This window comes from Mucilaginibacter oryzae (assembly GCF_003148845.1).
Taxonomy (GTDB): domain Bacteria; phylum Bacteroidota; class Bacteroidia; order Sphingobacteriales; family Sphingobacteriaceae; genus Mucilaginibacter; species Mucilaginibacter oryzae.
Window position 1 is genome coordinate 69784 of record NZ_QGHA01000014.1, and the last position, 25706, is coordinate 95489.

20 protein-coding genes and 1 pseudogene are annotated in these 25706 nt (G+C 45.5%); 9 read left to right on the forward strand and 12 right to left on the reverse strand.

The genetic code is table 11. The annotated features are described in order from the left end of the window. Nucleotides 1-262 precede the first annotated feature (262 nt). Nucleotides 263-5590 (forward strand): Ig-like domain-containing protein, encoded by a 5328-nt coding sequence (locus tag LX99_RS22620; RefSeq protein ID WP_109609916.1) that lies wholly within the window; start codon nucleotides 263-265, stop codon nucleotides 5588-5590. A gap of 294 nt (nucleotides 5591-5884) precedes the next feature. On the opposite strand, the gene LX99_RS22625 is transcribed toward LX99_RS22620, so the two are convergent. Beyond that, complete coding sequence (locus tag LX99_RS22625; RefSeq protein WP_109609918.1) at nucleotides 5885-6655, reverse strand: GDSL-type esterase/lipase family protein; 771 nt, start codon at nucleotides 6653-6655, stop codon at nucleotides 5885-5887. Continuing rightward, nucleotides 6652-8718 carry a prolyl oligopeptidase family serine peptidase gene (locus tag LX99_RS22630; RefSeq protein ID WP_245927993.1) on the reverse strand — a complete coding sequence of 689 codons (2067 nt, stop codon included), beginning with the start codon at nucleotides 8716-8718 and terminating at the stop codon, nucleotides 6652-6654. Before LX99_RS22630 ends, LX99_RS22625 begins: the two co-directional genes overlap by 4 nt. Nucleotides 8719-9122: 404 nt before the next feature. On the opposite strand from LX99_RS22630, the gene LX99_RS22635 reads away from it, so the two are divergent. Continuing rightward, nucleotides 9123-9881 (forward strand): hypothetical protein, encoded by a 759-nt coding sequence (locus tag LX99_RS22635; RefSeq protein ID WP_109609922.1) that lies wholly within the window; start codon nucleotides 9123-9125, stop codon nucleotides 9879-9881. 67 nt (nucleotides 9882-9948) lie between these two features. Here LX99_RS22635 and LX99_RS22640 read toward each other — a convergent pair whose 3' ends face one another. From LX99_RS22640 to pepT, 4 genes and pseudogenes are all read right to left on the reverse strand, one after another. Then, a complete protein-coding gene (locus tag LX99_RS22640; RefSeq protein ID WP_146203196.1) occupies nucleotides 9949-10296 on the reverse strand; it encodes a hypothetical protein in 348 nt (115 codons plus the stop codon). Nucleotides 10297-10715: 419 nt separating this feature from the next. Beyond that, nucleotides 10716-11238: pseudogene (locus tag LX99_RS26550) on the reverse strand (IS1634 family transposase); the annotation flags it as partial. Between the two features lie 146 nt (nucleotides 11239-11384). Next, complete coding sequence (locus tag LX99_RS22650; RefSeq protein WP_109609930.1) at nucleotides 11385-11879, reverse strand: GNAT family N-acetyltransferase; 495 nt, start codon at nucleotides 11877-11879, stop codon at nucleotides 11385-11387. A 136-nt stretch (nucleotides 11880-12015) separates the two neighbouring features. Next, nucleotides 12016-13266: a peptidase T gene (pepT, locus tag LX99_RS22655; RefSeq protein WP_109609932.1), complete on the reverse strand. Its 1251-nt coding sequence runs from the start codon at nucleotides 13264-13266 to the stop codon at nucleotides 12016-12018. A gap of 81 nt (nucleotides 13267-13347) precedes the next feature. Here pepT and LX99_RS22660 point away from each other — a divergent pair, with 81 nt between their 5' ends. The 4 genes from LX99_RS22660 to LX99_RS22675 all read left to right on the forward strand — a co-directional run bounded on the left by LX99_RS22660 (nucleotide 13348) and on the right by LX99_RS22675 (nucleotide 17100). Then, entirely contained in the window at nucleotides 13348-14097 is a 750-nt protein-coding gene (locus LX99_RS22660) for a hypothetical protein (RefSeq protein WP_146203197.1), read from the forward strand. Continuing rightward, nucleotides 14098-14460, forward strand: a complete 363-nt coding sequence (locus tag LX99_RS22665) for an MmcQ/YjbR family DNA-binding protein (RefSeq protein WP_109609937.1) — start codon at nucleotides 14098-14100, stop codon at nucleotides 14458-14460. 261 nt (nucleotides 14461-14721) lie between these two features. Next, nucleotides 14722-16467, forward strand: a complete 1746-nt coding sequence (locus LX99_RS22670) for a M14 family zinc carboxypeptidase (protein WP_109609940.1) — start codon at nucleotides 14722-14724, stop codon at nucleotides 16465-16467. Beyond that, nucleotides 16468-17100, forward strand: coding sequence for a rhomboid family intramembrane serine protease (locus tag LX99_RS22675; RefSeq protein ID WP_109609942.1), 633 nt, complete (start codon nucleotides 16468-16470; stop codon nucleotides 17098-17100). Here LX99_RS22675 and LX99_RS22680 read toward each other — a convergent pair. Continuing rightward, the gene (locus tag LX99_RS22680) at nucleotides 17066-18055 is read right to left on the reverse strand and encodes a hypothetical protein (protein ID WP_109609944.1); all 990 of its coding nucleotides are present in this window, start codon (nucleotides 18053-18055) and stop codon (nucleotides 17066-17068) included. The two genes, LX99_RS22675 and LX99_RS22680, sit on opposite strands and share 35 nt — an antisense overlap. 54 nt (nucleotides 18056-18109) lie before the next feature. On the opposite strand from LX99_RS22680, the gene LX99_RS22685 reads away from it, so the two are divergent. Continuing rightward, on the forward strand, nucleotides 18110-19120 hold the full coding sequence (locus LX99_RS22685; RefSeq protein WP_109609972.1) for a dipeptide epimerase: 1011 nt from the start codon (nucleotides 18110-18112) through the stop codon (nucleotides 19118-19120). Between the two features lie 160 nt (nucleotides 19121-19280). Here the strand turns inward: LX99_RS22685 and LX99_RS22690 are convergent, their stop codons facing one another. The 4 genes from LX99_RS22690 to LX99_RS22705 all read right to left on the reverse strand — a co-directional run bounded on the left by LX99_RS22690 (nucleotide 19281) and on the right by LX99_RS22705 (nucleotide 20939). Next, complete coding sequence (locus LX99_RS22690) at nucleotides 19281-19562, reverse strand: hypothetical protein (RefSeq protein WP_022832026.1); 282 nt, start codon at nucleotides 19560-19562, stop codon at nucleotides 19281-19283. A 234-nt stretch (nucleotides 19563-19796) separates the two neighbouring features. Next, nucleotides 19797-20285 (reverse strand): hypothetical protein, encoded by a 489-nt coding sequence (locus LX99_RS22695; RefSeq protein WP_211319078.1) that lies wholly within the window; start codon nucleotides 20283-20285, stop codon nucleotides 19797-19799. A 119-nt stretch (nucleotides 20286-20404) separates the two neighbouring features. Next, nucleotides 20405-20623 carry a DUF6358 family protein gene (locus LX99_RS22700; protein WP_109609946.1) on the reverse strand — a complete coding sequence of 73 codons (219 nt, stop codon included), beginning with the start codon at nucleotides 20621-20623 and terminating at the stop codon, nucleotides 20405-20407. A gap of 1 nt (nucleotide 20624) precedes the next feature. After that, complete coding sequence (locus tag LX99_RS22705; RefSeq protein ID WP_109609949.1) at nucleotides 20625-20939, reverse strand: rhodanese-like domain-containing protein; 315 nt, start codon at nucleotides 20937-20939, stop codon at nucleotides 20625-20627. A gap of 118 nt (nucleotides 20940-21057) precedes the next feature. On the opposite strand from LX99_RS22705, the gene LX99_RS22710 reads away from it, so the two are divergent. Both LX99_RS22710 and LX99_RS22715 read left to right on the forward strand, forming a co-directional pair. Then, the gene (locus LX99_RS22710) at nucleotides 21058-22176 is read left to right on the forward strand and encodes a DUF4407 domain-containing protein (protein ID WP_109609951.1); all 1119 of its coding nucleotides are present in this window, start codon (nucleotides 21058-21060) and stop codon (nucleotides 22174-22176) included. 99 nt (nucleotides 22177-22275) lie between these two features. Continuing rightward, entirely contained in the window at nucleotides 22276-22929 is a 654-nt protein-coding gene (locus tag LX99_RS22715) for a DNA-3-methyladenine glycosylase family protein (protein WP_109609953.1), read from the forward strand. Between the two features lie 59 nt (nucleotides 22930-22988). Here LX99_RS22715 and cphA read toward each other — a convergent pair whose 3' ends face one another. Next, nucleotides 22989-25625: a cyanophycin synthetase gene (gene cphA, locus LX99_RS22720; RefSeq protein ID WP_109609956.1), complete on the reverse strand. Its 2637-nt coding sequence runs from the start codon at nucleotides 25623-25625 to the stop codon at nucleotides 22989-22991. Nucleotides 25626-25706: the final 81 nt, after the last annotated feature.

The following is a 25706-nucleotide window of genomic DNA, read 5'->3' on the forward strand; positions in this document are numbered from 1 at the left end:
ATAATTTCAAACCTGGCAATTTCATATCCGGGTATTTTTTTAACCCCCTCAAAAAATTATATCTCCAAACGACTTTTATTCATTTTATACAGATTTTTTCGAACAAAATACCGACCTTTTACGTATAAAAGCCAATTTTCGGGTTGGTTAAATTACAAAACAACACCTGCCTTCCGCCCGAAAGCGAGCTCAACGGCATCTTAAATAACAGGAGGCTACTTGCAGTTATCATTATTGTGTATGAAGGGAGACTTATGATTTTATGAATAAGCCATTACTTGTACTATTCTTTTTGCTTATCTGCTCATTTACGGGTTTCTGTCAAAACTGCACGCTAAACGTCACCATAAGTTCATCGGCTAATACAATATGCTCAGGTAGTCAAATTACCTTAACGGCTAACAGTACCGGCGGTATAGGTCCATTTACCTACCTTTGGAACACCGGCGAAAACACGACATCAATTGATGTAAACCGCGCCGGAACCTATACCGTTACTGTAACAGATAAAACGCCGGGATGCCAGCCAAAAACAACAAGCATACAGGTAGCAGCGTCGGCCACACCTGATCCGCCAACGGTAGCCGGCCAGACAGTGTGTCCCGGAACATCTGCTGTACTTACGGCTACAGCTCCGGGCGGTACCTATCAATGGTATGATGCTAATGGTAATTTTTTATTTACGGGTAATACTTATAATACTCCGCCAATAAACGCGACAACTATTTTTTATGTTGAAACCACCATTGGTGGTTGTACAAGTTTTCGCAGCCCTGTAATTGTAGGTGTAACCAGTATGCCCAGTATTACTGCCAATCAGGTATGTTCCGGCAGCCCGGCAACGCTAATAGCCTCAGATGCCGATAGCTATGCATGGTACGCAAATGCGCACGACACAGGCACCCCCTTAAGTAGGTCATCAACATATCAAACACCGCCTTTAGCCCAAACAACTACCTACTATCTGGTGGCTGTTGTTAATGGTTGCGTCAGTAACCCAATTCCGGTAACTGTAACTGTAACTCCGCCTCCTGATAAACCTACTGTTACCGGTACTTATTCGATATGTGCGGGTTCGTCGGTAAACCTCCACGCCGATGGTGCGGGCGTTGTTGAATGGTATGACGTACCTTCGGGCGGAACGCCGGTAATTTCAAGTCCTGATTATACCACACCTGCCCTTGATCAAACCAAAACATACTATGCGCAATCAACCGTTGGCGATTGTGTCAGCGAGCGTACCGCAGTTCAGGTAACAGTTACACCTCTGCCACAAGCCCCGGCTTCACAATCGCCTTCAACATGTTACGGCACAAGTATCACTTTAACAGCTGATGCCAATCCTACCGGAAGTTACGCCTGGTATACCACGGCGGCAGGCGGTACCCCCGTATCGGCTTCAAACAGTTTCCCAACACCGGTATTAACTAACACAACAACATACTATGTACAGCACAGCGACGGCGGCTGTACCAGCGAACGCACGGCGATCACTGTAACTGTTATCCCGGCGCCTGAGCAACCTGTCGTTTCTGAAGGTCCGATTATTTGCTACGGAGCGCAAGTTACCTTAACCGCCACTTCGGCATCCGGAAACATTATTCAGTGGTTTACAACCAAAACGGGGGGAGCGCCGGTGTTTACCGGCGGAAACTTCCTGACTCCACAGCTTACAAAAAATACAACTTACTACGCTGAGGTTTCAGATGCCGGTGGATGCCGTAGCGAGCGGGTGCCGGTAACAGTAACCGTACTTGACGCCATTCCGGAGCCGGTAGTTGCAACTTCTCCTGTTTGTGCGGGCACATCGGTTACCCTAACTGCTACCGGATCGCCCGATGATTATGAATGGTATGATCAGCCTACCGGTGGCAACCTGCTTATTACCGGAGATACCTATGTAACACCTGAACTTGCCACTACTACCATTTATTATGTACAGAGTATTGCCAATGGTTGCGCAAGCCCCCGCAAAGCAGTTACCATAACAGTTAACCCACTGCCGGGAGCTCCCATTGTAAACGGCCCCGCCGAGGTTTGTCCCGGTACATCTGCAGTTTTAAATACCTCTGCAACAGGTACGGTGCAATGGTACGACGCGGCAACGGGTGGCACTTTACTATTTACAGGCAACACGTATACTACATCGCCATTGTTCGGGCAAACAACTTTTTACGCTCAGGTATCAAACGGTAGCTGCATAAGTGACCGTACTCCGTTAACTGTATCTATAACTCCGGTTATTAATCCGCAGTTTCAGTACCCATCCGGTACTTTGTGTACCTCGGGTGCTAATGTAAAGCCGACTATATTTAATCCTGCCGGAGGTACGTTTACCAGTACACCTGCCGGTTTGGTGTTTGTAGATAATAAAACCGGCGAGATCAACGTAGCGGCAAGCGTTCCGCGTACCTATACCGTAATATTTAATTTTGGCGGAACCTGTGCCGCCGCAGCAAGCCAAAAAATAGCAATAGTAACCACGCCCGATGCAAGGTTTACCTATAACGGTCCTTTTTGTCAAAGCGATAATAATCCATTACCGGAATTTGCGGGAGGTGCCAGCGCGGGTGTATTTAGTGCATCATCTTCAAACCTGGTTTTTGTTAATACAAGTACAGGTGAAATTGATCTTGATAAAAGTACGCCCGGTACCTATTCGGTTACTAACACCATAGCCGCCAGTGCAGGCTGTGCGGCAAGTACTTACACCACAAAGGTTACTATTAATGCCAAAGTAGTTGTTAACGCGGGGGGCGACCGCGTTGTCCTGCAAGGATCGCCTGTTCAATTACAGGGCTCCATTCAAGGTGGAGTTAAAACCGGCAGATGGACCGGAGGCGCAGGCACTTTTTCTGATCCAACTAAACCGACAGCTATTTATAAGCCTGCGGCGGGCGAAACTCAGGTTACACTTACTTTAACCTCCGCAGTTCCGGCAAGCCCCTGCGGCCCGGTGAGCGATAAGATGACAATAACGTTTAATCCAGTCCCCCCCGAGCCAACGGTTGACGTGAAACCGGTATGTGTTGGCAGCCCGGCAACGCTGGTGGCAAAGGCGCCGGGTGGCACATATCGGTGGTATGACGCGCCTACCGGAGGCTCCCTTTTACAAACCGGACCGATACTTACCACGGCCCCCCTTACTGCTGATGTTACCTATTATGTGTCGGTTACCAAAGGTGGCATAGTCAGTGCCCGAAAAGCAATACTTGTAAAAGTTATAGCGCAGCCTGCAGCTCCGGGTGTTGGCTCGCCGGTTATTGTTTGTGAAGGCTCATCGGCTACGCTAACGGCGACCGGATCTACCGGAACTTACCGTTGGTATGATTTGCCGGTTGGTGGTAACCTGGTAAAGCAGGGCAATACATTTACCACCGGAATATTAACCGCCAACAAAAAATATTACGTAGAAGCAATTGCAAATGGCTGTTCCAGCCAGCGTACCGAAGCTGATGTTTTGGTAACACCAATACCCAGTATAACCAACGCCACTAATGCCGACGTGATATGCAGCGGCACAGCATTAAATTATACCATAACTGCCGATAGGGCCGATGCATCATTTTTATGGAGTCGTGATGCAGTAAACGGGATCAGTAACCCGTCAGTAACTAATCAAACGTCGGGCATTATTACCGAAACTTTAATTAATACTACAACGGCTGCTATTGATGTTACTTATGTTATAACTCCATTTAATGGTACTTGCCCCGGACAATCATTTAATTATAAAGTGACGGTAAATCCCACACCGGTAATTACCAGTGCCGACCCGCAACCTATATGTAATGGTACAAGTACAAATTATGGGGTAACTTTTAACACCGACGGTACGAGTTTTAACTGGAGTAGGGCCGCAGTGCCGGGTATCAGCAACGCACCGGTTTCAGGACAGGCTGCAGCTACTATAAAGGAAGTTTTATTTAATACTACCACCGAGCCTGTTGTTGTGACATACCTGTTTAATTACAAAACCAGTTTATGCACCGGTGCGCCACGCGAAGTTAAAGTAACCGTTAATCCTGAACCCTCGGTCACGCCGGATCCGTCTAATGGCACTCATATTTGTAGCGGTGAGCCGTTAGGGTATACTATCCACTCAAGTATTCCTTCCACAACCTTTTCATGGAGCCGTGCCGCCGTTTTTGGTATCAGCAACCCTACCGTAAGTAATCAAACCGATGCAACGATTAATGAAGCCCTTGTTAACACTACCGTATTTCAGCTTTGGGTATATTATATCATAACGCCGATAGTTAATGGCTGCGCCGGTAAGCCATATCTTTATAGCCGGCTTGTTTACCCTCCGATAAAAAAACCAGTTGCCAATGGTACAACACCTGTTTGCGAGGGTGGTTCGATAATTTTGGATACTGCGCCGGTTGGAGGAGTTAGTTATCTGTGGACAGGGCCTAACAACTATCAATCAACAGACCGGTCTCCGGTGCTGCACGATGTTACCACTGCAAATGCTGGTGTGTACAAACTTTATCTTAAGGTAAATGATTGTTTAAGTGAGCCATCTGAAGTTAAGATAGACGTAAAACCTACCCCTACAGTAATTCCCGGTAGTTACGGACCGTATTGTAAAACAATACCTTTTATTCAGTTGCATGGACAAAGCAACGGCACCGTTATATGGACCAGCAATGGTGGCGGCAAGTTTTCTGCACCTGATAAGCTTGAAACAACTTATACACCATCGGCAGCTGAACGCGAACAGGATTTTATTACCCTAAAGCTAACATCAACCGGTTACTGTGATCCTGTTTCGGCTATTGTTAAAATTAGTTTTGCTCCAAGCCCCGGCGCTGACGCAGGCCCCGACCAAAATAATATTTGTAATCAAAACCCAATAATTCAGTTACAGGGAAAACAGCTTTCCGGCAGCACGGTAGCCTGGAGTTCAGCCTCTGGCAAAGGCCGGTTTATTCCGTCGGCAAATGTACTTAGCCCTACGTTTGAACCTGATCCGGCCGATGTGGCCAAAGGCTTTGTTAAATTAACACTTACAGCCACCAATGCCGATGAATGCCATACCCGTACTGATGATATCACCATCAATTTTGTGCCGCCGCCAACCGTACAGGCCGATGCCGCGGGCGATACCCGGTATGTGTTGAAAGATCACGTTATCACGTTAAACCCGGTGGTAAGCAATGAAAACGTGAGTTATTTATGGACACCCGCAACCGGCCTGAGCGATAACACCGTTAAAAACCCAACGCTAACCGGCAACGCGGATATTACCTATAAACTAACCATCACCGATATCTCGAACGGGTGTACCAACAGCAGTTTTGTGAATGTAAAGGTTTCGCCAAATATTGTTGTGAAAAATACCTTTACACCCAATGCCGATGGCGCAAACGATTACTGGGAAATTACCGGTTTGGTTGCGTATGAAGATGTAACCGTTGATGTATACAACAGGTACGGTCAGCCGGTATTTCACTCCCTGGGATATCCTAAACCCTGGGATGGCAGCACTAACGGCAAGCAGGTACCATCAGGAACTTATTACTATGTAATAAACAGCAAGAAGGAAAAACTGCGGCTGTCAGGCTATGTGGTCATATTACGATAGCGCCTTTAAGAGAGTTTGGTTAGTGGATTGATAAGACGGTAATATGGTTGCCCTATCTCTGTAAGAGGCTAAACGCGATAAGACTCATTTAAAGAGGCTGTATCATAAATCATTTTACACTCTTGGTGTCGAAATTAAATTTTGTTAAGGTGTAAATAGATCTCAAAATGTAATAAAAAAGGGCAATTTCAAATCGAAAATTACCCTTTTTTATTAGTGACCAGCCGATGTCGAAATTTTATTTGGCCACTGACCGCCAATTTTGATTTATGATACAGCCTCTTTGTTCTCAACTTAAAAATTACGCTTTATGATTTTGTTAATGGCTTGTCCCCAGAAAACACCTAAGGCTTCGGCTCCTTTTTTATTGGGGTGGAGGTAAAAAGTTCCCTGCCTGCCATTTTCAGGGGTAAGGTCAGTAAGGTGATTTTTTTCAAAATATCCGAAAGCTTTGGTATCACCCACAAAAACCCGTTTTGGTTGTGTTGTGGCGTAGCTATCAACCAGGCTGTTAATGAGCGGTAGGTAACTTTGTAACCTGTTAAGGCCTTCCTGCAAATACCGGGCGCCATTATACGTATTTGGGCTGTACCACAATGGATGCTGGAAAATGATGATAGCCCTGGGGAAATCCGTCAGCAGCTTATCGGCAATCGCCTTAATGTTATTCTGATAGGCTTCCGGTGCTACCGGCGCACCATGAGGCCCTTGTATGGCGCTATCATTAGTGCCCAGTTTTATTGAAAATATCAACAGCGCGTTTTTATCTGCAAAACTGTTTGCAGCCTCCTCCACTTTGGCAAAAGTATCGGTGCCCGGCAAAAAATCAAGCGTGGTATAGCCACTATGGCCCTGGTTGCTGAAATTTATAGCGCCCAGGTTTTTTTGTTTTTGCAGATAAGCCACCGTTGTGGCCGGTGGCGCTTCGGTAGCCGGATCGGAAAGCTGCGCACCCTGGGTTATGCTGTTGCCTATAAATACAATGTTAATATCGGGCTTTTTATGCTGCCCATAAACCGAACTTGCAAACAGTGCCAGCAGCACCGCTATGATATAGTTTTTCATTTATTACCCTGCCACTTTAAGCCAACATTCCAAAACATAAAGGCCCATTTATCAACCTGCCCGTTAATAAGCTGCGCGGTACTTTGCCCCGCGCCGTGCCCGGCGTTTGTTTCAATGCGAATGAGTACAGGGGCGGTGCCTTGCTGGTACTCCTGCAAACGCGCGGCAAATTTAAACGAGTGGGCCGGTACAACGCGGTCGTCATGATCGGCAGTAGTGATCATGGTGGCCGGGTACACTCCCGGTTTTAAGGCATGGTAGGGCGAGTACCTGTACAGGTATTGAAACATCTGTTCCGAATCTTCGGCCGTGCCATAATCATAGGCCCAGCCCGCTCCGGCGGTAAATTTGTTGTAGCGCAGCATATCCAGCACACCCACAGCCGGGAAGGCAACTTTAAACAAATCCGGCCGCTGCGTGAGCATGGCGCCGATAAGCAGGCCGCCGTTTGATCCACCCGAAATGGCCAGTTGATCTTTCGATGTATATTTGTTTTTAATAAGGTATTCGGCCGCGGCAATAAAATCGTCAAACACGTTTTGCTTTTTCATTTTAATGCCCTTGCGGTGCCAGGTTTCGCCATACTCGCCGCCTCCCCTCAGGTTAGGCACCGCGTAAATGCCGCCATGCTCCAGCAAAATGATGTTGGAGGTGCTGAATGAGGGCGTTAAGCTGATCCCGAAGCCTCCATACGCGTAAAGCAGGGTAGGGTTTTGCCCGTTAAGCACCGTGCCCTTTTTATAGGTAATGATCATCGGAATTTTGGTTTTATCCCTTGAGGTGTAAAAAACCTGTTTTGATTCGTACAGATCCGGGTCAAATTTCGCCCCCGATTTTTTGTATACCGTTGATTGGCCGGTAGCTATATCCAGCTTAAAAATTGTTGGCGGATACACGTAATTAGTAAACGTGTAGTATGTTTCCTTTTCATCTTTTTTGGCGCCGAAGCCCGAAGCCGTGCCCACAGCGGGCAGGGCAATGGTACGTTCAAGTTTGCCGTTCATATCATACTGCTGTATAAATGATGTGGCATCGCGTAAATATTCGGCGAAAATCTTTCCGCCGCCGGTTGTGGCGCTCAGCACATTCGAAGTTTCGGGAATGAGGTTTTTCCAGTGGGTAACCCCGGGATCGGCGGCATCAACAGTAACAATTTTAAAGTTGGGCGAATAGATATTGGTAAGGATATAAAGCTTGCTGCCCACATTATCAAGCACGCTGTGCTGGTTATCAAAATTATTTACCACGTTAATGATCGGGCTGCCGGGTTTGCTCAGGTCTTGAATGTAAAGTTCGTTGCCGGTTGTTGAAGTAGCGGCGGTAATCACCAAAAAGCGTTCATCTTCGGTTAGGTATGCGCCGATGTACCTGCGCGGGGTTTTATCGCCGCCAAAAATAAGCTGGTCAGTACTTTGCGGTGTGCCCAGTTTGTGGTAATATAATTTATGGTATTGGGTCATGCCCGATAGCTGGCTGCCTTCGGCAGGTTTATCGTAGCTGCTATAATAAAAACCATCTGTGCCGTGCCAGGCCAGGCCGCTGAATTTTACATCTTTAAGGGTATCCCCAACAACGGTTTTGTCGTCCGTTTTAATAACAATAACCTTTCGCCAGTCCGATCCGCCTTCCGAGATCTGGTAGGCGGCCAGCTCGCCGTTCTTTGTAAAATCTATGCCCTGCAGCGAGGTTGTGCCATCCTTCGAAAACTTGTTCGGATCCAAAAACACCTCAGGGGTACCATTGTCGCCAAGCTGGCGGTATAATACGCTCTGGCTTTGCAGTCCGTCGTTTTTATAAAAGTAGGTGTATTTACCTTCCTTAAAAGGGGCGCTGTATTTTTCGTAGTTCCACAAAAATTCCAGGCGCTTATGGATCTCGTCGCGGTAAGGGATCTGGCCCAGGTAGTTAAACGTCACTTTATTTTCTGCCTTTACCCAGGCTTTGGTATCATCGGCCCGGTCGTTTTCAAGCCAGCGGTACGGGTCGGTTACAGTAGTGCCAAAATAGGTGTCGGTAACAGGTTCTTTTTTTGTTTGAGGGTATGGAAGTGTCTTAATCGTCATTTGTGCAAATGTATAGCTGCAAAGTAAAACAGCTGATAACAATAAACAGAGGTTTTTTTTCATGTCGGCTTAAATTACAGGTTACTAAAGATAGCATTCAGGCACTTCAACGCAAAGCTATTTATAGCTTAAAAGGTTAAAAGTTGTTAATTTTACGCCCTTGTGCTGTTTAATTGGGTGTGGCAGCCTATATTAGCATCGTGAAAAAAGCTTTGTTAACCCGCTGCAAACAGCTAACAATAAAGCAATTGTATTAAAAGGCGCATTTAACCGTTGATTTTTTTAAGGCGGCGGTTTATTTATCATTGCGCAGGTATCAATAATAATGCTTTTTTTTACACGTTTTTGCTTTGCATTTAATTACGCGCAACGCAAAACACAGTAATACAGTTACAGAATAAAACATGAAACAAACCCTTACTTTTTTTACAGCAGGCCTTTTAATGCTGATGGCATATACCGTAAAAGCGCAGGATAACAACGATAGCGATGACGAAACCAAGCCAAAAAAACTTAGAAGCTATGTTGGCTTAAGTATGGGTGTATCCTACGCCCTGAGCGATTTTGCAAAAGCTGATTATTATAACAATAAGGCCGGTTTTGCAAACAGAGGAGTTACCTATCAGCTTGACGGTGCTGTTTATTTATACAGGCATTTAGGTGTAGGCTTTACGCTGTCGCACCAGGACCAAAGCAATTTTTCGTACGATGACGACCTGATCCTTTCTAAAGGTTACACTACAGATTTTAAAGCCGACGCAGGTACCGTAACCGCCGATAAACGTTACCGCAGCTATAACTTTTTGCTTGGCCCACAATACACCTTCACCTGGCGCAGGCTCGCGTTTGATTTAAGGGCATCGGCCGGGGCTATTAAAAGCCGCACATCGCCTGTACTTACCATCAGTGTAACAGGCGTTAGCGCCCAAAGCGGCAGTATCACACAAGAAAGTGCTACCGGCTATGCTTTCGCCTACGGCGGCAGCGGCGCCATCCGTTTTGATATGGGTGCAGGCTGGGGTTTATCGCTCAAAGGCAACTACGTAAAATCTGACGGTTATAATGTGGTAACCAATGGGCGCACACTGAATGTTGGCCGCCTGGTAACCAAGCAGCCTATTACCGAGGGCCAAATTGTATTTGGGTTAACCAAAGCGTTTTAATAAGGTATTTCGTTAAACAATAAAAGCAGCCCCGGGGCTGCTTTTATTGTTTAACGGGCTTATAAGCTTAGTTAACGGTAAGCTGTTCGGGTTTATCGGCCACAATTTCGGGCTGGCCTTTAAACATTTCGAACACGCCTGTTACGCAGAGGCTCTTCCCTTTTATATTGGGCAAATCAAGTTTTATTTTGTTACCCTTAACCGCTATGGTATATTTTTGATGAGGGTAAACACCGCCCATGTTAAGCAAGGTGAGCGTATCGCTAACGGTTTTTAGCGAGAAAACGGTATCGCAAAGGGTGCCTGTTTTGCCAAGGTTATTTTTAAAACCAGCCATGGTAAACGCTTTGGTTTGGGCAGATGCCTTCCCTGCAAAAAGCGTCAGCAGCAATACCGGGATCAGAAATTTTTTCATATCCAGCATGTTAGTGTTTAAGGCTTGTATAGATCGCATTTTAAAGAAGTCAAATTTAAGCAATTAAAAAGTATGATAAATAAAGAACGATTACAAAACAGATAGGATAAAACACAAACTAAAAAACATACTTTTTTAATTACCTAAACACGGCTAAATCAAGCCGTCAACATTTCAAAGAACAATCTATTAAAGCTCAATTCCAGCTATAATAAGGTAATAGATTTTGCAGGTGTTTACGGTCTGCGTTTTTGATTTTAAATCTTCAATTACAGCCCTTTCACGCATTATTATTATTAGGGCTAATGTCGTTTCTTCTAAATAAGCTCGTTACTTAACACCTCCTGAGTTTGACACGATTTTAATTTAAGTATCTGATAGTCAATTTATTTGATTATCGCTTTTCGCAATACGGGTTTTTATAAATAGTTGATTATTTGATTGTTAATAAACATGTCCGGTAGGGGGCGAGCGGCGATTACTTTGAGGATGGAGGTAGTTTAGGTAGTTTGCTTTGAGCGGAGGTAGTACTGCTGTCCCGCCTGTTCGACCAGACAGAGCTGCATTTTGTCTAATGTCCTTCTGATCTCGTTTTCCGGGAGCGGTGTGTTGTTCTTTTTTAGCTGGTTGCTTAAAAAGGTTTGAAAAGTATAAGCCATATAACACAAGCAGATATGCCCTTCAGTGCGCTGATCTGTCAGAGGAACATCGGCCTGGTCTCCAGAAAGCTTTTAAAAGTGCGAAAAGCATGTTCTACCTGATACAGGTGTTTGTAATGATCGAGGATGATATACGTATCCAGATCTCTCACATTAGTTGCGATGGCAAGGAAGCCGTCGTATTGCTGGTACCGGTCGACCTTCTGCTGATCAAGCGCGTATTTCTCCTGCTGGTCATTTTAAGGAAGTAATGTGAGGCTTTCTTTTTAAGCAAGGCGGGGGTCTTCTGTATCATTACGCGGCTTCCCAAACACTCATCAATACCGGTTTTCGCAATAAAAGTTTTCAAAATTCACACAAAAACTGCCTCTATTCAATGCATTCTCACTTTTTTACTTTTTAGCTGTCAAACTCAGGAAGAAGCTTAAATTAAAGCTCCTTCCGCATCACGTAGTCATTCATCCAATAATCTCCAATAGGGATATCCTCTTCATAAGCTATAATAAAGCCCATTTTTTCATAAAATGATTTGGCATTATTGTACTTGTTCACATTAAGTTCCAAAACCGTTTTTCCGGCCTCCACCGTTTTTTGGGCTACTTCGTTAATCAATACTTTGCCATATCCTTTGCCTTGTGTTTCGGGCAGGCAGTACAGTTTGTGCAGTTTATATATTTCAGGGTCTTCTTCGCGGGGCGAGTAGGCGGCAAAGGCAACTGTGCGGCCTTCCTCCTCCAACAGCAAAAAAGTGTGCAGGTTTTCAGCTATTTGCCTGCTGATCTTTTCTGCCGAATAGATCTCGCGCAGCATATATTCAATCTGCGCTTCTTTTAAAATAGGGCTGTAGGTTACCCACCAGGTTTTATCGGCTATCTGGCGGATGGTTTCCACATCGTTTACTGTTGCTGTGCGTATGGTGTACATTTTTTTGTTTAGTTGTAACTCGCAAGTCTTAAGTCGGAAGCCTTAAGTTCAAAGTCGGGAATGAAGAGCAGATCTTAACTTAAGATTCCCGACTTCAGACTTCCGTCTTCCAACTCAATACTTCAAGACTTTAAAATTAACTTCTTTCTTCCCAAATCATACAAAGATGCAAAATAGTCTCTACCGCTTTTTGCATATCCTGCACTGATACCCACTCGTGCCTGCCGTGGAAGGCATGTTCGCCGGCAAAAATATTAGGGCAGGGCAGGCCCATAAATGATAAGCGCGAACCGTCGGTACCGCCGCGAATGCTGCATAGTTTCGCGGTAAGCCCCGTGCGGTTAATGGCTTCCATGGCGTATTCCACAATTTGCGGGTTTTTATCCAATACACCTTTCATGTTGCGGTATTGCTGGCTTACGGCTATATCATAGCTTGAGCCGGGAAATGCTTTTAATACATCATCGGCCGTTTTACGGATCACATCTACATGCCCGGCCAGTTTAGCTTCATCAAAATCGCGGATAATAAAATCTATCGAGGCTGTTTCCACGTGGCCCTCCATAGCTACTGGATGTACAAAACCCTGCATCCCTTCGGTATGCTCCGGCGAAAGTTCATCGGGCAAAGCGGCGATAATTTGCCCGGCTATTTTAATAGCGCTTTCCATTTTACCTTTAGCAAAGCCCGGGTGCGCGCTTACGCCCCGGATGGTAATCCTTGCCCCATCGGCCGAAAAGGTTTCATTTTCCATATTCCCGGCGCTTTCACCATCCATAGTATAACCTGCAAAGGCGCCCAGTTTGGCAATATCTACATGATCAACCCCGCGGCCAACTTCTTCATCCGGCGTAAATAGGATCCTGATTTTTCCGTGCTTTATTTCCGGATGATTTACAAGTTGATAACAGGCATCCATAATTTCGGCGACACCGGCTTTATTGTCGGCCCCCAGCAGGGTGGTTCCACTGGCCGTGATCACATCATTGCCCAGCTGGTTTTTCAGATCAGGATGCTCTACCATTTTTATTACCTGCGCGGTGTCATCCGGCAATATCAAATCCTCTCCCTGGTAGTTTTTATGTACAATAGGTTTTACATCTTTACCGCTGCAGTCGGGCGCGGTATCCATGTGCGAGCAGAAACAGATCACCGGTACATCCTTATCGGTATTGGAAGGGATAGTAGCGTACACGTAGCCCCACTCATCCAGATGGGCATCGCTTATGCCCATGGCCAGCAGTTCATTAACCAATAAATTGCCCAGGTCTTTTTGCTTTTCTGTTGATGGGAAAGTAAGCGAAGCGGGGTCTGATTGTGTATCGATAGTAACGTAACGCAAAAAACGTTCGGCCACTGTGAATGAAATAGATGAGCTGAAATTCATACAAAGCTATTATATTAGTAGCGTAAAAAGGCTTGCTGGCCTAAACCGGTGCCAATTGTAAATATTGATTAAAATTATACATTGAAAAAATATTTTCTGCTTTTTGTTTTGCTTGCTGCTTCGGCAATGTCAAAGGCCCAAAGCGGCTTTAACTATTATGAATGGGGTGCTGGTTTCAATCTCGGCGCCACGCGCGGATATGATGATCTTAAAAAGCAGGTATGGCATCCTGCTTACGCTTTAAATTTGACTTATAACTATAGCCCGTACGTGCCTATTGGGCTTGATATACAGTTTGGAACGCTGGAGGGCGGCGGCCTCACACCGGCTAAAGATCAGTTTGGGCGCTATTCAAAAAACAACTACAAAGCGCTGATACTTCATGGCGACCTACAACTGGGCGAAATAATTGATTATGACAACAACACTTTTTTAAGTGCCGTAAAAAACTTTTATGTAGGTACGGGGATTGGCTACATGTCGAACAAAATGGCGGCTATACAGCGTTCGAATCCTCCGGGGTTTGAAATTAATGGTCCCATTGGTGAAACGCATGGTTTTGAGGGGCAAAACAAAAGCACAAACCTTGTAATACCGCTACGCCTGGGTTATGAGTTTAAAATTTATGATGATTACGACCAGGTGGGTTATACGATTACCTTAGGCCTGCAACACGGTTTTACCTTTAGCGAGGGACTTGATGGTTACAACGATGATAAAATAAAATTTAAAAACAACGCGTACGATCAGTTTGTGATCTACAGTGTTGGCTTTAAATACAATTTCGGTAATACCGTATCATACACAAAGCTGGTACGCAATTTCAGGTAAGTGAATATAGAAGAGCTGCGCGATTACTGCCTGCAAAAACCGGGTACTACCGAAGGGTTTCCTTTTGGCGAGGATACTCTCGTATTTAAAATTGCCGAAAAGCTGTTCCTGCTTACCAACCTGCAAACCGGCGAGAGGTTTAACGTAAAATGCGACCCCGAATGGGCTGTCGAGCTCCGCGAGCGTTACCCCGAGGTGCAGCCCGGTTACCACATGAATAAAAAACTCTGGAACACCGTGTACATGAGCGGCTCGCTTACCCGCAAGCAACTTTGCGAAATGATTGATCATTCGTATGAACAGGTGGTGAAAAGCTTACCTAAAAAGATACAGGCGGAAATAGCGGCCCTGTCCTCTCCATAGAAATCTTTTAAACTTTTTTGTCATATTGAGCGATAGCGAAATATCTTCTGCGGATGCAAAGTTGCCTACCGCAGGGCGAACAAGATGTTTCACTCCGTTCAACATGACAAATCGGTCTTTTTGGATAATGAATCATTGCATTTCAGGGCTATCAAATTGGGGATCGTTTACAAAAAATGGTTAAAGCGATCTCCCTGTAAAAATCCCCTTGTACCCATTCGCTTTACCATACTTAAACTATATTTGGGCATTAAGTATTTTATGAAGAGATTTTTATCAGCGCTATTGGTTTTTGTGGTCGCCCTGCAGGCAAAGGCCCAGCTTACACCCTTTGAGTTAAGCAGGGATAAAAACTATACCGCTACCTATGCGCAGGTTATTGATTATTACCGGAAACTGAATGAGCTTTACCCGCAGCAAATGCGGTTAATTAATTATGGCACTACCGATATCGGCAAGCCTTTAACCCTGGTGGTACTTTCGAAAGATAAAGTATTTGACCCGGCACTCATCAAAAAACAAAACAAACGCGTATTGCTTATCAACAACGGTATTCACCCCGGCGAGCCAGAGGGGATTGATGCCAGTATGATGCTGGTACGCGATATGCTGAAAAACAATACCCTGCCTAAAGATGTGGTGATCTGTATCATTGCCCTTTATAATATTGATGGCAGCCTGAACCGCGGCCTGAGCCGCGTTAACCAGAACGGCCCTGAGGCTTATGGTTTCAGGGGTAATTACCGAAACCTCGACCTGAACCGTGATTTTATCAAGGCCGATAGCCGTAACGCTTTGGCTTTTACACAGATCCTCACTGCCTGGAAGCCGGAAACATTTTTAGATAACCATACCAGCGATGGCGCCGACTACCAGTATGTGATGACGCTGATTGAAACCCAAAAGGATAAGCAGAACCCCATACTGGCCGATTATACCACCAAAACCCTCACGCCCTACCTGTACAGTAAAATGAAAAAGAGCGGGTATGAAATGATCCCCTATGGTGCAGGCGAAGAAGGTTTGCCCGATTCAGGTATTGTAAGCTTTTTAGAAACGCCCCGTTTTGCTACCGGTTTTACCGCCCAGCATAACATCATCAGCTATATTACCGAAACGCATATGCTGAAGCCCTTTGATAAGCGGGTATATGCCACGTATGATTTTATGCAGCACCTGATCGCGATCAACCAGCGCGATGCCAAACTGATTGGCGAGCTGAAACGCAAAGCCGATGACGAGGTGAGCAAACAAAAGACTTTTGCCCTGAACTGGGCAGTTGATAACAGCCGGGTAGATACCATTACCTTTAAAGGCTACGAAGCCAGATACAAAACCAGCGAAGTGAGCGGTTTACAGCGATTGTATTATGATCGCGATAAACCCTACACCAAAACCATTAAATATTTTAACACCTATAAAGTAACCGCAACTGCCGATAAGCCGCTGGCCTACGTAATTCCGCAGGCCTGGGGCAAGATCATTGATCTGTTTAAGCTGAATGGCGTGCAGATGAAGCAACTTGCTCATGACACCACGCTTAAACTGCAGATGTACTACATTGCCGATTATAAAACCCCGGCCCGTCCGTTTGAAGGCCATTACCTGCACAGCGGTGTAAAACTAAACCCCGTTGATATGCCGGTTAAATTTTACCGCGGCGATTATGTGGTGTATACTAACCAGCCAATTAACCGTTATATCGTGGAAACGCTGGAACCGCAGGGTGTAGACTCTTTTTTTACCTGGAACTTTTTTGATTCGATATTGAGCGAAAAGGAATATTTTTCGGATTATGTGTTTGAGGATATCGCTGCCGACCTGGTTAAAAAATATCCGTCCATTAAACAAAAACTGGAGGAAGCGAAAAAAGCCGATCCTAAACTGGCCCAAAGCGCCGACGCGCAATTGTTTTGGGTTTACCGCAATTCGCCTTATTTTGAAAAAACATTTTTACGATACCCCGTGGGCCGTATTTTAACTGAAACTAAACTCGATCTCAAATAAATGGAATACCTTCAAACGGCCCCGGTGGCCTGCGTTATTTTTGTAATAACTATCATTACATCGCTCATGGCGTTTTCAAACAACAGCCTGTACGGGCGGATGATGTTGCACCCTTACACCGTTTACCGTGGTAAAGACATCCATACCATTATTACCAGCGGGTTGATCCATCGCGATTGGATGCACTTGTTTTTTAATATGTTTTCGTTTTATTTAATGGGCTTCAATCTTGAGCCGACAATAGGCCACCTTCAGTTTGGTATATTATATGTATTAAGCCTTATACTGAGTGATATGCCCACCGTAGTTAAGCATAAAAACGATTACAACTATTTTAGTCTTGGTGCATCCGGAGCCATAAGTGCTATCATTTTCAGTAATATACTATTTGCTCCGTGGCAAACTATTTATATTTTACCAATCCCTATACCTATCTGGTTTTGGGTATTTGGCGTTTTATACTTAGTATATTGTCATTACGCGTCAAAATACTCGCGCGACCAGATTAACCACGACGCGCACTTTTTTGGCGCAATAAGCGGTTTAATGATCACTGTAGTTTTTAACCACCATATTTTAGGCGATTTTATCCAACAAATTATTTCTGAAGCCCCAGCCCGTTTCCATCTTTAAAATTGCCCTCCGCGTCAAATAAAAAGCTCATGGGTTTTTCGGGATTCCTGATAATTTCCAACAGCAGGAACCCCCAGTTTTTCCAGAAGTTTTCCAGTACCTGGCCGTAGGTTTTGTTCATCCAGTCATCAAACAAAGGTTTGCTGCTGGTACCGCGCAGGGGCAGGGCCTCTATGGATATAACATCCTCTATCGTAAAAATATCATATTCGGGCAGGCGGTTAAACAAATAGGCCGAGTAAAAAAAACGGGCGTTCAGTTCCTCAAACTGGATGGGGTGGAGGGTTTGGCCTTCTATTTTATCCAATGCTTCCTTATGGTAGCGGGCATTGGCACCGTTGTCCTGCAGGCAAATGATCAGGCCAAAATCGTTTACCCGTAACGAAAAAGTCATGGTATTGATCTCATCGCGATAGCCAAAAACATTATCCGCATTATCTACCTTAAATAAAACCAGGCTATAAGGTTTAAAACCATCAAACTCGATGGGTAAATTCAGGCTCTGCAACATCATGTGCAGGTTATTGAATTTATGGATGATGGATTGCGAAATATTAAACTCTTCGCCCTGCGAGTGCTGCAGTTTAATGCCCGCCTGGATCTCGTTAAAAATAATACCGTACAATAATTTCCCGGCCCATTGAAACAGCCTGTCGGGGTTGAGCGCTTTTAAAGCTTCATAACCACCATCAAAGGCGGCGGCTATTTCGTTTTCAAGCGGCTCAAGGTATAGCTCATTCACTTCGGCGGTGCAGGGCAGTTTCAGGTCTTTATAGGTTGCCATGCTTTCGTCAAGCAATTTAAACGGTTTATCTTCCAGCTCGTACCGGCTCATAAGCCATTGCGGAAAAACCTGGATGCGTTCTTCGGTGGGGTTAACGTTTTGCCCGGTGAGGAAGCATTTGTTGTTGCTGAAATTGAAATTAGCGAAGGGTGAATAAATTTGTGCCGGCATGGCCGCAAAGATAAGCACGATTTTAATACTAAAATTTTAGCTTTGGTTTTTAACATGGAACTGACATATCAACCCTACGAGCTTCAGTTGAAGCATACTTTTACAATAGCCAAATTTTCGCGCACCTCAACGCCGGTTATGCTGGTGCAGGTCAGCCATGAAGGTAAAACCGGTTATGGCGAAGCATCCATGGTGCCCTACATGGGCGAAAGCCATGAAAGCGCTGCAGATTTTTTAAGTAAGGTTGACATCAGCCGGTTCAGTTATCCGTTTGATTTTGGGGCGATGATCAGCTACCTGGATAGTATAGCTCCCGGTAACCCTGCAGTTAAAGCGGCCATTGATATAGCCTTGCACGATCTGGATGGCAAACTAAAAGGCAAACCCTGCTGGCAGTTATTGGGCAGCAACCCGGCGCTGATGCCCGTTACCAGCTTTACCATAGGCATTGATACGCCCGAAATGATCATTAAAAAAGTAAAAGAAGCCGAAGGTTTTAAAGTGATCAAGGTAAAACTGGGCCGAGATACCGACAAGGAACTCATCTCCACCATCCGCTCGGTTACCGACGTGCCGCTGTATGTAGATGCCAACCAGGGCTGGACTGATCTGCAGCAAAGCCTCGATATGACTTACTGGTTGCATGAGCAGGGCGTGCGACTGATAGAACAACCCATGCCAAAAAACGATCCGGACAGTAATGCCTGGCTCACCGAACGCAGCCCGGTACCCATTATCGGCGATGAAGCCGTGCAACGTTTTGAAGATGTGGAGAAAGCCAAAGGTGTTTATACCGGCATTAATATCAAGCTCATGAAATCTGCCGGGTTGTATGAAGCTAAGCGGATGATTGATAAAGCCCGTGAACTCGGCTTAAAAATAATGATAGGCTGCATGACCGAAACCAGCTGCGCCGCCCTGGCCGGCTTAGCCACTGCCCCGCAGGCAGACTGGGTTGATTTGGACGGCCCATTTTTGGTGAGCAACAACCCATACATAATGCCGGATTTTGCAGATGGCAAGTACATTTTGAATGAGGATGACGGGTTGGGGTTGAGGTTTTAACTGTGCCGTTCTGGTTGTGGTTTAATATAGCATACCTTTAACTGTTACGGCAAAAATAAAAAGCCGCCGCGCGGCTCCAGCCGCGCGGCGGCAGATAAACTTACCAAGTTTTTAGAACATCGTAAGTCTGAACGCGCCGTTATTAGTTGCTAAACAAATTTTATATCGCGCACAACCCAATTAATACCAGCAACACAAATACACTCAATACCAGGTTCGGCAAAAAGGCTTTACCATGCCGACTTAAATTTAAAACCGAGCGATAAAGAAAAAAAACTATCCCTATCAGCAACACCAATAAAAACAACATATCCACTCCCGGGCCAGCCAGATTTGTTGGTGAAAAGGCACCGCCAAAAATCACCCCCACAATCAGGAAGAGATAAAAATATAACGCCGTCGATAGCTTGTCTATCCTTTTGATCTTTGTTTTTTCGCTCATTGCTATTTTTCGCTTAATATAATTGTGGTACCCTGGATTGTTACGAATTATCGAATTACAACTAATGCTTTAATAACGGGAAAATAACCATTCGTGTAATTCGTTTAATTGTAGCCGACTTAAAAGATAATTCGTGTGAAAATTTCTTTGTACAATTTATATAAATAGGAATAACTATTCTAAAAGCGCTTTTCCTGGTAATGTACCCCGGAGCATATCAATTATGAAAGTTATTTACCATTGCCTCCATTCGTAGGCAATGCCATCTCCGTCGCTATAGTTTTTAGGGTCAAGCCCGGCGGCTATGGTAATCTTATCTATCAATTCGCAGAGTTCTTCGCGCTCTCCGGTTTCGATGAGTGATCCGTCAGTTTCGTCATTGAGGCTGTTTAGTGCCAGCACTGCATTTTTAAAAAGTTCGACCTTTTGGTTTTCAGCGGCCTTTTCACCTGCTTTAATCAGGCCGTCTATCAATTTATCGAAAATAACTTTTGCCTTATCGCAATTTTCTTCGGTGTATTGATCCAATCCATCATCAACCATTTTTCTCCATTGGGTAAAAGGATAGCCCGATTTGCATTGATTTAATTGTTCTTCGTAGGTTATACCATCAGTTGTTTTTGCAGGAACGGATTTATGTTTTTGCGCCGAACCAATGCCACAGGCAGCAAGTAAAATAATTGTTGCGATAATGATTGAACGTTTTGCGTAGAGAATAATCATATTATTTGCGGTTGGGGCCAGGTTTTTTACAAACTCTATTTAGATTAAAATTTGCAGGATAAAAATAAACAAGACATACGGATAATTAACCATATGTCTTGTTTCAGGCAAGAGGTGAATTATTTCGCCCCTTTGCTTTTATTCTCTTTTTGCGCAGGTTGTTGCGCTTCTTTAACTTCTTTCAAAAGCCTAAGCTTTAAAAATATAACCACAGTACCAACAATCATGGCACAGGCCATAATTAAATACTGATGGGTAACAAACATTTTGTAGGCTACAATAAAGCACAGCGCCACACCCATGGTGTACAGCACGTTAAGCACTAATTTAAAGCCCATTTTAGTATACGCTTATTTCCGGGTCAATTTCGGCCTGCCATGCAAGGATGCCGCCGCGCAGGTTGGTAAGGTTGGTAAAGCCCTGTTGCTCCAGTTGCATAATGGCTGCGGCGCTGCGTTTACCGCTGCGGCACATTACCACTACCGGTTTATCTTTTGATATCTTGTCCGATTCGATCAGTACGCCGCCCAGCGGGATCAATACGCCGCCGATGTTAGAGGTTTCATATTCAAAATCTTCCCTTACGTCAATTAGTTGAAAATCTTCCTTGTTATCGATCTTCTCTTTCAGTTCCTGTACGGTTATCTCGTTCATGTTATTTGTAAATTATAATCCAAAGGTAGTTTTTTTCCGCATCAAAAATTTAGGCTTGTTATTTGTAACAATCAATGTATATGAGCGTTTCATACAATATTGACAAAATAATTACTTAATGAAAAAAGTTACACGCTTTTTCTGGTTTTGTTCTGGTGCACATATCGATACCTTAAAAAAATACCCTATCGAGCATAACAAATATGTGGGCATAGGGGCCACTATATTTTTTACAGCTTTGTTCGCTTCGCTTTCGGGCGGATACGCCATGTACTTCGTTTTTAACGGCGACGCTTTCGCTGTAGGTTTTGCCATACTATTCGGCCTGCTATGGGGCACCGCCATCTTTAATATGGACCGTTACATCGTATCCAGCATCAACAAAGAAGGCTCTACCGGGCAGCAGATTTTGCAGGCCTCGCCCCGCGTTTTGCTGGCTATTATGATAGGTATTGTGATTTCGCGCCCGTTGGAACTGAAGATTTTTGATAAGGAGATCCGCCAGAAATTAAAAACAGCTTACCTGAAAGGGCAGCACAGCAAAATTGATACCCTCGAAAAAACCTACATGCAGAAATATGCTATGGAGTTGGGTAAAAATAACGATCTGAAAAAGGAAAAGGATTCGTTAGAGCGCGATATCAACCGTTCACGGTATCAGCTTAACCAGGAGGTTTTCGGCGATAAAACCAATCAAACATCTGGTATTACCGGTTATGGCACTTATGCCAAACAAAAACAGGCTGTATTAGCCGAAAAAGAAGCCCGCCTGAAAACAGTTACCGATAATTTAGGGCAGATGGACCGGTACCTGAGCGCCCGCAAAGATTACGAGGGCCTGAACAGCACCCGGCTTTTCACCGAACACCAGCTGGACAGCCTGGCCAATATAGCGGGCTTTTCCGACCGTAACTGGGCCCTGGGGCAGCTTACCTATAATGAAAACGGCACCCGCGATCTGGATACGTATCTCGCTATCTCATTCATAGGCTACCTTTTTATTTTGTTTGAATGTTTGCCGGTGTTTGTAAAGCTGATGTCGCCAAAAGGGCCTTATGATACTGCCGTAGCCAAAATTGCTGAAGCCAACATCCACCTGGCCGAGCGCGATAAGGAACGCGATATAGCCGTAACCGATAATATTTACGATCATAACCTCGAAACGGATATTCAGCGCCGAAAAAAGATCATCACCTCGCAATCCGACTATGACTTTGAGCGGCATAGTTACGAGTAACAGAATTTCTCAACGCAGAGACGCAATTATGCGTTTCTACGTTGACCTATTGGTAATCTCTGTTGCAATCCTCATCTTGCACGGCATATCATCAAACCTATGTTCGAGCAATTTTCCCATGCAAATTACCACAGCATCTGTGATACACTGGCAGCTAATGATCCTGATCTTTCGCAGATTATTCAAAGCCACGGATATCCACCGCTATGGTCGAGGCCAAACACTTTTGAAACGCTCGTTCACATTATTCTTGAGCAGCAGGTATCATTAGCTTCGGCATTATCCGCGCTAAATAAACTCCGGGAAAGGATACAGGAAGTTACCCCGGCAAGGGTGCTGTTACTAACCGATGAGGAGTTTAAAGCCTGTTACTGCAGCCGACAAAAAACAAGCTATATCCGGTATCTTGCCGGGGCCATCATCAGCGGGCAGATTGACCTGAAGGCGATGGAGCAAATGCCCGATGATGAGATCCGCACACAGCTAACCGCCCTCAAAGGCATCGGTAACTGGACAGTTGATGTTTACCTGATGTTTGTACTGCAACACACCGACGTTTTTCCCATCGGAGACCTGGCAGCCGTAAGCGCGTTGAAACGAATAAAAAACTTACCCAAAGAAACCACAAGAGAAGAGCTGCTGGCAATAATCCAACAATGGAAGCCATACCGAACCGTGGCCGCGATGTTACTATGGCATGATTACCTGGCCCCCCGGCCCCCTAAAGTGGGAGTGAAAAACCCTAAAGCATAAACAAAAACGGCGTTGGCAAAGCCAACGCCGAAAAAATGTGCTTCTCAAAAACACCCCCTTTAGGGGGCGGGGGGGGCAAACAGCCCGTTTCTTTCCTGTTCCTGGTAATCCTGTACGGTTTCAATGGCGTTGTCTATCACATCACTCAGGGCGGTGATGAATGATCCCTGGCGGGCCATGCTCATGGCATGTTTTATGGCATCAACCTCTTTGGGTACCACCTCAACCTGCTTTTCGGCATCTACTGAAAAAATACCCTCTTTCAGCAGGCCGATAATGTTTTCGGCGGTGCGGCCGCGCAGGTGTTTTTCCTGGCGCAGGATAATGTAATCAAACATTTCGGCCGAGATTTTGCCCAACTCGCGGATGTCTTCGTCGCGCCTGTCGCCGGTGCCGGCTATAATGCCGATTTTAAGCGGCGAATCGATATGCCTTAAAAACTCCTTGATGCCGTTATAGCCATCAGGGTTATGGGCAAAATCGATCATGAAACGGAAATCCTTAAACTCGAAAATGTTCATGCGGCCAGGCGTTTGCGATGCCGAGGGGATAAAGGTTTCGAGCGAGATTTTGATATCTTCCGTTTTAAATCCCCATAAAAAGGTGGCTAACGTTGCGGCCAGCACATTCTCGATCATGAAAGGTACCGTTCCCCCAAAGGTAAGCGGGATCAGGATGGTGCGCTGTACGCGGATTTTCCAGTCGCCTTTTAATATGGTGATAAAGCCGTTTTCGCATATGGCCGCTATGCCGCCTTTTTTGCAATGCGCCCTGATGATCGGGTTATTCTCGTTCATGCTGAAATAAGCGATATTGCATTCGGCCTTTTTACCAATGCGCACACAATATTCATTATCGGCGTTTAAAATACCCCAGCCATCTTTTTTTACCGAGTTGATCACCACGCTTTTCACCCGCATCAAATCCTCAAGGCTATGGATATCGGCTAAACCAAGGTGATCTTCCTGGATATTGGTGATCACACCGATATCGCATTGCCCGAAACCGAGTCCCGAACGCAGGATCCCGCCGCGCGCGGTTTCCAGTACGGCAAAATCAACCGTTGGGTCTTTCAAAATAAACTCAGAGCTTACCGGGCCTGTGGTATCGCCCTTCAGCATCATGTTGTTTTGTACATAAATACCATCTGATGTGGTAAAGCCCACGCGGTGCCCGTTATTTTTAACAATATGCGCAATTAGGCGGGTGGTGGTAGTTTTACCATTGGTGCCGGTAATGGCAATGATCGGGATCCTGGCCGATTTACCTGCCGGGTAAAGCATATCTATCACATGCCCGGCTACGTTGCGGGGCAGGCCCTCGCTCGGGGCAATGTGCATCCTGAAGCCTGGCGCGGCATTTACTTCCAGTATTACGCCGCCGGTATCGGTAAGTGGTTCGGTAAGGTTTTCGGCCATAATATCGATGCCGCAAATATCCAGGCCGATAATTTTGGAGATGCGCTCGCAAATAAAAATGTTTTGCGGGTGAACATGGTCGGTCACATCAACAGAGGTGCCGCCGGTGCTTAGGTTGGCGGTAGATTTTACGTAAACCACCTCGCCTTTTGTCGGCACGGTTTCGAGGGTGTAGCCTTTTTTCTCCAGCAGATCAAGCGTGTCCCTGTCTACCGAAATTTCGGTCAGCACATTTTCGTGGCCGTAGCCGCGGCGCGGATCGGTATTTTCAAGGTCGATAAGCTGCCGGATATTCAGGCTGCCATCGCCGGTAACATGGGCCGGTTTGCGCAGGGCGGCAGCAACCATTTTATTATCGATCACCAGCACCCGGAAATCAAACCCGGTAACATAACGCTCCACAATTACCCGGCGCGATATTTTTGCCGCATGTTCATAGGCGGCAACAGCTTCTTCCTCCGTTTTGATATTAATGGAAATACCGCGGCCATGGTTGCCATCAAGCGGTTTAAATACCAGCGGGAAGCCTACTTTTTTTATCGCATCGGGTACTGCCGCGGCCGAGGATATGGTCATGCCTTTGGCTACCGGGATGGCTTGTTCCTGTAATAAACGCTTGGTTTCTTCCTTGTTACTGGCGATATCGACGGCAATGCTGCTGGTTTTTTCGGTCATGGTGGCGCGGAAGCGTACCTGGTTTTTGCCATAGCCCAACTGCACCAGCGATTGGTTGTTGAGCCTGATCCAGGGGATGTCCCTCGCTATTGCCTCACCCACTATCGAGCCGGTGCTGGGGCCCAGGCGGGTATTTTCCCTGATCTCGCGCATCTGCTGGATATCGGCTTCAAGGTTATAATCTTCGCCGGCAATCAGCGCTTCGGCAATGCGCACGGCCGATTCGGCTGCAAAAACGCCAACTTTTTCTTCAATATAGGCAAATACCACGTTGTATACGCCTTTGGTTTTTGTTTCGCGGGTGCGGCCGAAGCCGGTATCCATACCGGCAAGGGTCTGGGTTTCGAGCGCGATATGCTCAATAACGTGGCCCATCCAGGTGCCTGCCTTAACGCGCTGAAAAAAGCCGCCGGGAACACCGGGCGAACAACGGTGACTGTAAAGCGAGGGCAATAATTTTTCGAGCCGCTCATAAAACCCGGGTATTTCGTTACTCGGCCGAAACTCCATTTCCTGCAGGTCCAGGCGCATTTGAATGAGTTTTTTGCGCCTGATGCTCCAGATATTCGGTCCGCGTAGTACCTGTATATTTTCGATCTTCATAGATTGTGATGTTCCGTTTAATTTTGTAGGGTAAATTTCCTTTAAAACTAAAAAAACATAACAGTTCAATGAAACTTTTGA